Raw genomic sequence first — 10,448 nt, forward strand, 5'->3', positions numbered from 1 at the left:
GGTTGGCGTTCGCTACGGAATGGAAGGCAGATTCAATGCGCGAGCGGCTTGTGCGCCGTGGCGATGATCATGCGCCGCGTGAGCGCATAGCCACGCGCGTTGCGATGGGGTTCGAGCGCGCCCGCGAGCCGAGCGCGTACGCGTGCGATGTCGTCGGGCGTGAGCGAGGCGAGGAAATTGCCGAACGAACTGGACCGGCTAAAGGCGAGCACGTCGTCGACGTTGTCGAAAGTGTCGCCGAAGGTGCGGATCTCGTTGTGCGTCACGTCGAAGCCGGCGCCCTGGAGCAGCGCTGCCGAGCGCTCGCGCGTGAGTTTGTTCGGCGCGCCGATTCCAGCGCGCTGCCATTCGGGCTCGCCCGCAAATAGCGCGCGCAGCACGACATGCAGGTCGTGTGGCGCTTCTTCGGGCATGGTCGTGAAGCCGATCCGGCCGCCTGGCTTGAGCACGCGCCACGCTTCGCGCAGCGCTTGCGCCTGATCCGGGATCCAGTGAATCACGCTGTTGAAATACACCACGTCGTAGTGCGCATCGGGCACCGTTTCCAGCGCTTCGGCGCGGCCGACGCGCGCGGCGAAGCGGTCCTGCGCGCGTTCGAGCGCGCGCTGCACGCGCAGCGGCAACGGATCGAGCCCGAGCACTTCGCCGTGTTCGCCCACGCGCTGCGCCGCCGATTCGGTGAGACGGCCCGTGCCGCAACCCACGTCGAGCACGCGTTCGCCTTCACGCAAGCCGAGCACGTCGAGCAGTTGCAGACCGTGATGAAACTGGCGAATGCCAAGCCGGTCGTATTCTTCGACGAGCGTGGCGGAATCGAGCTGAAGGCTGGGCGCGTTCGACATATCGTGGTCCTGACCAAAGTTTGGCAGGGCCATTCTTGCCGATCGGTTATCTCACCACAAACAAGCAATTGAGCTATTCATAGTAGCGCGAGCGCGTTCACGACGATTGCGCTGCTACAGCGGATTTTCAAACTGAGGGGGCAGTTCGTTACGCTCGTCGGTGGCAATCCCCGGTTGATCCTGGCCGTGATCGCCATCGCCCGTTTGAGGTTGGCCGTCATGGCCGCGGATTCCGGCGTTCGTCTGACAATTATCGTGGTGCGGTCGTCGTTCGCCATGCGTCGTTTTTCTCGAGTGATACGCCGGATTGTGCCTCAGAGGTTGATCTGTCCACCCATCTCGACAACCCGGTTCGCGGGGAGGCTGTAGTATTCGGCCGCCTGCGCTGCGTTGCGCGCCATGAACGCGAACAGCTTCTCGCGCCATAGCGACATGCCTTTGCTCTGTGCCGTTGCGAGGATCGTGTCGCGGGCCAGGAAGAACGACGTGGCCGCGGGTTCGTACTGCCACGTAGGTATCTGTTTCTGCACGAGCAGGAGCAGTGCCGGCACGTTGGGCATTTCCATGAAGCCGTGACGCGCGGCGACCGCATAGCAACCGTGCCCAAGATCGCTCACCGAGACTTTTTCGCTTTCGGGCACGTGCGGAACGTTCTCGGTCGTGCCGGCCAGAAAGATATTGGTCTCGTGCATCACGCCGTTATGCTTGAGATTGTGCAGGAACGCGCTCGGCGTCATGCCGGGCACGCCGCCTGGAAACACTGCCGTACCGCCCACGCGGGGAGGCGGGTGGGATCCATCGCACAAGGAGTGAATGAATGCCGGAAGCGGCAGGTTGTCGCTTTTCACGCGCTCGACGACCATCTCCCGCCCGCGATGCCATGTCGTCATGATAGTGAACAGCACGCCGCCCGCCAGCAGCGGGAACCATCCGCCATCGAGGACCTTGCTCGCATTGCTCGCGACGAATATCGCATCCACGACCGCCAGCGGCCCGATCACTGCCAGCGTAGCGACCGGTTTCCAGTTCCACAGGCAGTGGGTGATGAAGTACATGAGCAGCGTCGTGAGCAGCATCGTCGAGGCGACGGCAATGCCATAAGCGGCCGCGAGATTATCGGAAGACCGGAAGAACACGACGAGGAATACGACCGCCGCATAGAGCGAGATGTTGATGAACGGCACGTAGACCTGACCGACTTCGTGTGTCGAAGTGTGGACGACGGGGATGCGGGGCAGCAACCCGAGCTGGACAGCCTGCTTTGTCATGGAAAACGCGCCGGAAATGACGGCCTGCGAAGCGATGATCGTCGCGGCCGTTGCCAGCAGAACCAGCGGAAGCAATGCCCAGTCCGGCGCCTGGGAGAAGAATGGCTGCGTGAGCGCCGAAGGCTTCGACAGCACGAGCGCGGCTTGGCCAAAGTAGTTGAGGATGAGGCTCGGCAGCACGAGCAGCAGCCACGCGAGCCGGATCGGCGTCTTGCCGAAGTGTCCCATGTCCGCGTAAAGCGCTTCGCCGCCCGTCAACGCAAGGAACACAGAGCCGAGGACGACGAATGCCGTGCCGGGTGCATGTGCGATGAAGCTCAGGGCGTAAGACGGCGATGCGCCGCGCAAAATGCCGGGGTTGTGTGCGATATGAGCGACGCCGAGTACGGCAAGCGTCAGGAACCAGACGATCATGACCGGCCCGAAGACTTTTCCGACCGTGGCCGTGCCGTGTTTTTGAAGCTTGAACAGGCCGGTCAGGATCACGAGCGAGATCGGCACGACCCACGCGGCCAGATGAGGATCCACGAGTTCGACGCCTTCGACTGCCGAGATGACCGAAATCGCCGGCGTGATCATCGAGTCGCCGTAAAACATCGCGGCGCCGAACACGCCGAGCGTCAGCAGCACGGTGCGCAGGCGCACGGGCGCCACACGAGCGGCCAGCGCCGTGAGCGCCAGAATGCCGCCTTCGCGGTCATTGTCCGCCCGCATGACGAAGCTCACGTATTTGAGCGTCACGACAATGATGATCGACCAGAGGATCAGCGAAACGATCCCGAATACGTTGGTCTGGCTAATTCCGCCGGCGGCTTTCAGGCATTCGCGAAGTGTGTAGAGCGGGCTGGTTCCGATGTCGCCGAAAACCACCCCTATGGCGCCCAGAATCAGGGCGGCGGGGGCGTCAGTAGTTTGACTGGATGAACGCGCGGATATAGAGGCCATGGGTAAGGAAAATGAAAATCGACGTCCCTCGGGACAGGCTGCGGAGCACAAGCGTCAGGCCTGGCGGCTCCCGACTCGCACGCTACAATCGCCCGACAGATACTACAGGCGCATCCTTTCAGAACGCATGACTCGTCTCCCGACGCTCAAGCAAACCGTTTCGCGTGGACTGCGGGGGCTCGCCGGGGCCCAGGTCTGCTCGTGATGCTGGCCGACTGCGACGCCGGCAACGTCGTGACGGCCGCGCAGGCCGGCGCGCAAACGGGGCTGCGGCTCTTGCCCGTGCTGCTTGCGCTGGTCCCGCTGCTCTACATGGTTCAGGAGCTGACCGTGCGCCTGGGCATTTTTACCGGGCGCGGTTATGGCGAACTCATCCGCTCGCGCTTCGGACCGGTTTGGGCCGCGCTCGCCGCGGCCGGACTGGTCGTGGCCGTGCTGGGGTCGCTCGTGACGGAGTTCACGGGCGTTGCCGGCGTGGGGGAAATGTATGGCGTATCGCGTGCCGTCACGCTGCCGCTCGCCGTCATTCTGTTGACCGGTATCGTCGTCACGGGCTCGCACAAGCGCGTAGACCGGATCGCGATTGCCATCGGCGCGTTCGACCTGACGTTCTTTGCCGTCGCATGGAGTGCGCGTCACAAACTTCAGGTCATGGTCCCGCAAATGACGCATCTGGCAGCGGGCGGCCGCGAAGCCGGCTACCTGGCGGCGGCGCTCATTGGCGCGACGTTCAATCCGTGGATGGTGTTCTATCAGCAGGCGGCGGTCGCGGACAGCCTCACGGCGAAGGACTTCACGTCGGCCAGAGTCGAGACGGCGGTTGGCGCCGTCCTCACGCAATTGCTGACGGCAGCGGTGCTCGTCGCTGCGGCGGCTACGTTGTCGGCGCATGGCGAGCCGCGCTCCCTCGGCAGTATCGGCGAAATCAGCAATGCGCTCGTTGCGGTAACGGGCCCGTTTGCGGGGCGCCTGCTCTTTGGCGCAGGCGTGCTCGGTGCGGCGCTGGTGGCCGCCATCGTGAGTTCACTCGCGCTGGCATGGGGGCTCGGCGATGTATTCGGGTACCGGGCCTCGCTCGATGACCGTCCCGGCCGCGCGCCCTGGTTCTACGGCGCGTATGCGCTAGCCGTTGCAGGCAGTGCCTGGGCTGTCTGGCTCGCACCCGACCTCGTTTCCCTGAACGTTGCCGCGCAAGTGGTCAACACGTTGATGTTGCCGCTCGTGTTGGGGTTGCTCGTCGCCCTGAGCCTCACCGCGCTCCCTCAACGGTATCGGCCTCGCGGGCTTTATTTGTGGCTTGTGGTTTTCGTGGGTGCGGTCGTGTGTGCCGCGGGTGTGTGGGGCGCGGTGCAGGGTTTGCGTCCTTTACGCGCGATCCCTGACTTACAGATTCTTTAATAATGCGTAGTAGACGGCGGCGAATACCACGACGATGCCGATGTTCACGGCCAGCCGTAGCCAGAAGAGATTTTTCAGGAAAACCACATCCACGCCGACGATAACGGCTATCAACAACAAGATGTAAATCGCAACGTACACGTTTCTCATCGTTTGAATGGCCAGTCAAAAGGTCCCGGTGGCCAACTGCCAGAAGTCAGGATACGCCGGGACCGCGCGCCTCACAATCGCATACGTTTTCATTCGTTTCACAGCCTGGTGCGGCGCATCAGCCGGGGTCGTCCCATGCTGCCGGACGCTTGTTTCCGGGTTTCTGTTGTTTTGTTGCTATCTTGCTGAAATCGATGTTGCGAAAGGCTTTTCTGGCTATAGTTAAAGTGCTTTCTCAAACACTTGATGCGACGCGGTAAGAATTGCGCCTTGCATCAAGAGCGTTCGGTTTGCGCAGGGCGTTTTCGCGGTTTCCGGCGAAAAGGCTGCAAAACCAACCGATCTCTGGGAGGACCAGATGAGACGCACGAAGACGCAGTCACTGCGTTATCAGGTCGAAAAATGGCTCGCACCGACTTCGCCGGTGCATGTCACCGCGTTTGGCCATACCCCTTCCGGCAGGGCACGCTATGTGTGCGTGGAGACGCGCCAGACAACGGGTTTTCACGCGCTGTTCTTCTTTCAGCACGACGACGGTTACTGGAATGTATTTCCTCCCGTGGGTGAATAGCCGCTGCAAGGAAGAAAATATAATCAGACATCCAATATAAGCGAAAGCGTTTCACTGCATCGCCTGCTACTGGCTCCAGCAGGGCACCTGCCTCACGACCTGCGAGCTCCGCACCGTGCTCCGCGCAGATCGACTTCTGATAGCGAGGACTCCGGAGCAAATCACTGCGTATTGCTTTGTGTGCCGGTTTGTGTGCCGGGACCGTTTGCATGCGTGCGCCGATGCAACGGTCCCAGCGCGGTGGAGAGCAGCGCGCAGGGCAGCAGGATCGCGACGAGTGCGAACATCGTCGTCTTGAACGCATGTGCGTAGTCGATCATACCGGGCGCCGCGCCGAGCGTCGAAAAGAACAGGCCGCCTAGTGTGGCCGCGCCGACTGCGGCGCCGATCTGCAGCGTTGCCGTGACCATGCCCGAGGCGATGCCCGCGCGCTCGGGCTCCACTTCGGCCAGCACGATGCGCACGACGGAGGGCAAAACGAGCCCCTGGCCGGTGCCGATCGCCGCGAGTCCGAGATAGAAACCGGCGCCGGGCTGTACCGCCCCCGCGAGCGCAGCCGCAATCGCGAGTCCGCCCGCGAGCATCACGAAGCCCAACGTCAGCACGCGATAGCCGCCGAACCGGTGCACGAGGCGCGGCATCAGCAGCGGGCTGGAAAGAAAGCCGATGCCGAACGGCAGGATCGCGAGTCCCGAAGCGAGCGGCGTCCAATGCAGGCCGCCTTGCAGATAAATACCGTAGGTCAGGAAGAACGCGCTCATCGTATAGAAGAGGAACGCCAGCACGAGACCGAGCGCGATGACCGGATTGCGGAAGAGGCGCACATCGAGCAGGGGATCCTTGCCGTTGGCGAGGCTGCGCCACTCGACGCGCAGCAGCAGACCGAGCATGGGCAGCGAGCCGGCGAGGCAGGCGAGCATCCACAGCGGCCAGCCCGACTCGCGTCCGCGCGTGAGCGGATAGACGAGCATCAGCAGAAACAGCGACAGCAGCAGGGTGCCCGGGACATCGATGCGCTTGCCGCGCGGCGGCCGGCTTTCCGGGATGAAGCGCCAGCTGCCGATGAGCGCGAACACGCCGATAGGCAGGTTGACGAGAAAGATCGCGCGCCATCCCAGACCGAACGGATGCAGGCTGATGAGCGCGCCGCCGCCAAGCTGGCCGATCACCGCGGCCACGCCGAAAACGAACGCGTAAAGCCCCATCACGCGCACCTGTTCGTGCGGCGTGAAAACGCTGCGGATCGTGGCGAGCACTTGCGGCGCGAGGGTCGCGGCGAACAGGCCTTGCAGGATGCGTCCGGCGACGAGTGCCGTGCCGCTGGTGGCCAGGCCGCAGAATGTGGAGGCGACGACGAAGCCCGCCATGCCCACCATGAAGATGCGCTTGCGGCCGTACAGGTCGCCGAGGCGCCCGCCCGTGATCAGCATGACGGCATTCGCGCACGCGTAGGCCGAGACGACCAGCTGGAGTTCGGACGCGTTCGCGCCGAGTCCGTCGCGGATGGCGGGCAGCGCGAGGTTCACGATGAAATAGTCGAGCGGCGGCAGAATCGCGCCCACCAGCAAAACGACCAGCGCCCAGCCGTGATGGCCGTGGCTGGTATCGGCTGCGGCGGCGCGAGGCGCCACGGCACAGGCGGCGTACGTATTGTCAGACATGAATGTGCTCAGCGATAAAGGGCCGGATTTCGTCAGGCTGCGCTATTCAGCACGCGCGCAGCGTGAGCGTCCTGTCGACATTCTGATCCACCTCGATCTAGCGGAAAAGCGGGAATAGGTGGTACTATCCATCGAGTTATTCGATGGATGTTGAATGTCATGCGTGGCTTCGAATTCGACCAGTTGAAGACGTTCGCGGCTGTGGCGAACGTGGGCAGCCTTTCGGCGGCCTCGCCGTTGCTGCACCTTTCGCAATCCACGATCAGCGAGCAGGTGCGCAAGCTCGAAGCGCGCGCGGGCATGCCGCTTTTCGTGCGTAGCAAGCGCGGTGTGGAGCTCACGCCCGCGGGCACACGATTGCTCGACCATGCGCGGCGTCTCGTGGCGCTCAATGAAGCCGCTTTCGACGACGTGCGCGGCCAGGCCATCAAGGGCGAGTTGCGCGTCGCGATCACCGAGTACTTCCGCACGAACGAGGTGGCCGGTCTGCTCGTGCGGCTGCGCGACTGCTATCCGCAGCTGAGCTTGCACGTGAGCGCTATGAAGAGCGCCGATATCGAGCTCGCGTATGCGAAGCGGCAAATCGATCTCGGCGTGGTCATGCATCTGTCGCGCGGCCCGTTCCGACCCGCCGCCACCGACGCGGATGCGCGCTGGGAGTTGCTGCGCGAACCGCTCTATTGGGTCGCGTCGCCGACGCTCGCCGAGCAGTTGCCGCAAGCCTTGCCGCTCGTGCTGCTGCCGGGCGACTGCATGATGCACCAGGTCGCGGTGCGCTCGCTCGAAGAAAACGACATCCCGTACGTGCTCGTTCACAGCGCGTCGGGCGTGGCCGGGCTGCAGTCCATGCTGGCAGCCGGTCTGGGCGTGGGATGCCTGTGCGCATCGGCAATCGGGGAGGGTCTCACGCGGCTCGGCCCGAAGCACCGGCTGCCGGCCTTGCCCGACGCCGTGTTCTCGCTCCTGCCGCCGCATCCCGGCGAAGGGGACACCGTGACACAAGCGAGAGAAGTGCTGGCGCGGCAACTGCTGGTGTGATGCGCGCGCCGCGCCGGCGTGCTTCGCGACTCAATGCGGCACGTTCACGACGCCGTCGTTCGCGCGAATCGCGTTGCTGCCCGGATTCTCCACGATGGCCGGCAGGTTCGCGAGACCCAACGGCGGCGCGGCGCCCGGGTTGCCGCCGCGCGGGATCGTGCGGATGACCTGGGAAGGCGGCAGCGGCGTGCCATTCTTCAGGTGATTCCACATCAGATTGAGCGCCGCGATGTTGTAGTAGTGCACCGGCACGAAGTGCGTATCGAAGCCCGGCACGGCGAGGAATGCATCGAAGTGCTGCCCGTTCGCCACCTCGTACAGCGACAGGTGGCTGTGCGAACCTTCCCGTTCGCTGTTTGCCGCGAGATACGCGCGCGACGCATGATTGATCGGCACGAGCGCGTCGCTGCGGCCTTGTACGATGATTGCGGGCTTGCCATGCAGGTTCGCATGTACGCTGATCGCCTGGACGCTCTGGCGCATGCGCGGATCACCGTTCGTCCACAACGCGCGCAGACATGCCGCGCCCGCGAAGCTGGCGTCGGGCGTGGCCAGCCGATGGTCGGCGCCGCCAGGCGGCGTGACGTTGTAGACGAGATTGACGCCATTGGTCGGCGGCACGCCATTGCCCACGCCAAAGATGGTCAGCATTGGCGAGACGGCGGGCGCAACGCCCGCGGCGCCCGTCGATGCGTTCGTCGTGCCGAAGCTGAATCCGCACAGGTTGTCGAGCACGCTCGAGCGCGTGTAGGCATCGGCGTAGGTCACCGCAACAGCCGGCACGGCCTGTGAATCCCACATCGGCGCCTGCAGCAGATCGGAGTCCGCTTCATAGCCCGCTTCATGCAGGCGTTGGAGCGCGTCGTTCGCCTGCGCCTGCGTATCGCCGCCGTGGACGTAGCCTGCCGCCGCGAGCGAGGTGCAGCGCGCCTGGCGAATGGCTGTCGTGGTCGCCACGGGCAGCGCGGTGAGATAGGGCGCGCCGGCGGCGGCGTCCGCGAGCGCGGCGCAGGGTTGCAGCAGGTTCGCGAGCGTCATGTAGTCGGCCAGCGGTTTGCCGGCCGCGGCAATGCGCTGCCCACCTTCCCTGACTTGCGCGTCACCGGGCATGCGCACATTGATCTGCGGTTCGCCGACCACGACCGCCGTGATCCACTTGCCCGTGTCCTCTTCGGCTGCCGCGAGCGATGCGCCGCCGCCGTTGCTCACGGAAGCCGCGATCGTCGTAATGTCGCCGGGCGCATAGCGCACGCCGCGATTCGATGCGTCGACGCGCGGCGCAAACTGCTGGTTGAGCACCCAGTACGCGAACTGGACCGCCTCGAGTGTGTCGCGGCCCCAGTCCGCTTCGGGGTTCAACTGCGAATGCGCGTGCTTGAACGCATAACGGTTCGGAAACTTCTGGTTGTAGGCGGCGAGCGCGCCCGCCGGCACGTCCGCGGTGAAAATACTCGTGCGTCCCGCCGTTGCTGCGTTGGCCGTGACGCCATCGATCAACGTCACGAGGCCGCTCATCAGTTCTTCTGCGCCGTTGCCCGTGCCCTTGTCGGTATAGGCGACCGCGCAGCCTCGCTTGAGTCCCCACTCGCCGGCCGCGGAGATCGCGCCGTACACGCCGCGCGAGCCCGACGACGTGGCGGTCACGATGCACGGGTTCGCCGGATCGAAGCTGGTCGGCACCTGCACGAGCAGGCTGACGTTCCGGCGGCCGCTGCCGTCGTCGGCAAACGCGAGATATTCGGTGCCGGCGATTTTGCCTTCGCCCAGTGTGTCGTTGCCGTACACATCGACATTGGGCCCCCAGAAGCGGCCATAACCGCCGTTCGCGCTCATATCGACGAGCGCCCGATAGTTCGACCAGATCGCGAGCCGGCGCAGTTCCGCTGCCGTCGGCGCCGAGGGGTTGGCGATGGCAGGCTGCGCCCCGGCGAGGCCGGTTTTGCCGAGACCGGCGGTCAACAGATCGTCGCTGACGCCATCGTAGCTCGTGGTTTGCAGACTGCTCGCCACCACGAACGACGGCAGCCGGTTGAATTCCGGGTGATGGGCGTCGTTCTCGGCAGCGTGTGCGCCGGGAACGAGCGCCGCACCTGCGATGGCGATCGCGGCACGCAGGTGCGCCGTTTTACGCCGGACTGTGAACGGGGTATCTCTCATGGGTGTCTCCTTGTTTGTTGTTAGGCTAGGACGCACTGCATCGGGAAGACCGTTTCGACGTGCCGGCATTACGGCACTCATGGACATTAGGACATCCTGAAAGCAGATACCAGGAGAGAATGCATGTGGCACAAGGGGATCGCCTTCCACGCCGTGCTGGCGTTTGAAGGGTCCACTTGTTTGCTGTTCACGCGCGTCGGGGGCCGCGTTCGGCTGGCGGATTCGTCGGGGGATTATTTGCAGAGCAGGAGCAGGCGCTCCTGATCCGGGCATGGCCGCCCGTCGACTTTTTGTGCGGCGGGAGCGCCTTGCGCCGCGGTCGAACCCGTGGCGGCCTGCATCGCGGCGCGATGCGCGAAACACGCCTTCAGGCGTCGCTCAACGGGCGGATAGTATTGCCAGCCTTTGCCGAGGCCCG

The 10,448-nt window shown here is 64.4% G+C and carries 8 protein-coding genes and 2 pseudogenes; 3 read left to right on the forward strand and 7 right to left on the reverse strand.

Features of this window, described 5'->3' with window-relative positions:
• Positions 1-32 precede the first annotated feature (32 nt).
• The 3 genes and pseudogenes from ACOJB8_RS21730 to ACOJB8_RS21740 all read right to left on the reverse strand — a co-directional run bounded on the left by ACOJB8_RS21730 (position 33) and on the right by ACOJB8_RS21740 (position 3,055).
• Complete coding sequence (locus tag ACOJB8_RS21730) at positions 33-842, reverse strand: class I SAM-dependent methyltransferase (protein WP_475014135.1); 810 nt, start codon at positions 840-842, stop codon at positions 33-35.
• Between the two features lie 170 nt (positions 843-1,012).
• Positions 1,013-1,120, reverse strand: a pseudogene (locus ACOJB8_RS21735) (sugar O-acetyltransferase); the annotation flags it as partial.
• Positions 1,121-1,156: 36 nt separating this feature from the next.
• On the reverse strand, positions 1,157-3,055 hold the full coding sequence (locus ACOJB8_RS21740; RefSeq protein WP_069262230.1) for a potassium transporter Kup: 1,899 nt from the start codon (positions 3,053-3,055) through the stop codon (positions 1,157-1,159).
• 204 nt (positions 3,056-3,259) lie between these two features.
• Between ACOJB8_RS21740 and ACOJB8_RS21745 the strand changes: the two genes are divergently transcribed.
• Entirely contained in the window at positions 3,260-4,453 is a 1,194-nt protein-coding gene (locus ACOJB8_RS21745; protein ID WP_475014143.1) for an NRAMP family divalent metal transporter, read from the forward strand.
• On the opposite strand, the gene ACOJB8_RS21750 is transcribed toward ACOJB8_RS21745, so the two are convergent.
• Positions 4,439-4,594 carry a hypothetical protein gene (locus tag ACOJB8_RS21750; protein WP_368617441.1) on the reverse strand — a complete coding sequence of 52 codons (156 nt, stop codon included), beginning with the start codon at positions 4,592-4,594 and terminating at the stop codon, positions 4,439-4,441. The two genes, ACOJB8_RS21745 and ACOJB8_RS21750, sit on opposite strands and share 15 nt — an antisense overlap.
• Before the next feature lie 367 nt (positions 4,595-4,961).
• On the opposite strand from ACOJB8_RS21750, the gene ACOJB8_RS21755 reads away from it, so the two are divergent.
• A complete protein-coding gene (locus ACOJB8_RS21755) occupies positions 4,962-5,174 on the forward strand; it encodes a hypothetical protein (RefSeq protein WP_069262228.1) in 213 nt (70 codons plus the stop codon).
• Between the two features lie 161 nt (positions 5,175-5,335).
• On the opposite strand, the gene ACOJB8_RS21760 is transcribed toward ACOJB8_RS21755, so the two are convergent.
• Positions 5,336-6,835 (reverse strand): MFS transporter, encoded by a 1,500-nt coding sequence (locus ACOJB8_RS21760; RefSeq protein WP_475014137.1) that lies wholly within the window; start codon positions 6,833-6,835, stop codon positions 5,336-5,338.
• 159 nt (positions 6,836-6,994) lie between these two features.
• On the opposite strand from ACOJB8_RS21760, the gene ACOJB8_RS21765 reads away from it, so the two are divergent.
• On the forward strand, positions 6,995-7,873 hold the full coding sequence (locus ACOJB8_RS21765) for a LysR family transcriptional regulator (protein WP_069262431.1): 879 nt from the start codon (positions 6,995-6,997) through the stop codon (positions 7,871-7,873).
• A 30-nt stretch (positions 7,874-7,903) separates the two neighbouring features.
• Here ACOJB8_RS21765 and ACOJB8_RS21770 read toward each other — a convergent pair whose 3' ends face one another.
• Both ACOJB8_RS21770 and ACOJB8_RS21775 read right to left on the reverse strand, forming a co-directional pair.
• Positions 7,904-10,030 carry a D-(-)-3-hydroxybutyrate oligomer hydrolase gene (locus ACOJB8_RS21770; protein WP_475014139.1) on the reverse strand — a complete coding sequence of 709 codons (2,127 nt, stop codon included), beginning with the start codon at positions 10,028-10,030 and terminating at the stop codon, positions 7,904-7,906.
• A gap of 233 nt (positions 10,031-10,263) precedes the next feature.
• Positions 10,264-10,448 (reverse strand): annotated as a pseudogene (locus ACOJB8_RS21775) (TAXI family TRAP transporter solute-binding subunit); the annotation flags it as partial.

This window comes from Paraburkholderia sp. BR10141 (assembly GCF_056155635.1).

Excerpts from the sequence above, each read along its gene's own strand:
- ACOJB8_RS21730 (WP_475014135.1), bottom strand. The coding sequence starts at position 842 with ATGTCGAACGCGCCCAGCCTTCAGCTCGATTCCGCCACGCTCGTCGAA.
- ACOJB8_RS21740 (WP_069262230.1), bottom strand. The coding sequence starts at position 3,055 with ATGGCCTCTATATCCGCGCGTTCATCCAGTCAAACTACTGACGCCCCC.
- ACOJB8_RS21745 (WP_475014143.1), top strand. The coding sequence starts at position 3,260 with ATGCTGGCCGACTGCGACGCCGGCAACGTCGTGACGGCCGCGCAGGCC.
- ACOJB8_RS21755 (WP_069262228.1), top strand. The coding sequence starts at position 4,962 with ATGAGACGCACGAAGACGCAGTCACTGCGTTATCAGGTCGAAAAATGG.
- ACOJB8_RS21760 (WP_475014137.1), bottom strand. The coding sequence starts at position 6,835 with ATGTCTGACAATACGTACGCCGCCTGTGCCGTGGCGCCTCGCGCCGCC.
- ACOJB8_RS21765 (WP_069262431.1), top strand. The coding sequence starts at position 6,995 with ATGCGTGGCTTCGAATTCGACCAGTTGAAGACGTTCGCGGCTGTGGCG.
- ACOJB8_RS21770 (WP_475014139.1), bottom strand. The coding sequence starts at position 10,030 with ATGAGAGATACCCCGTTCACAGTCCGGCGTAAAACGGCGCACCTGCGT.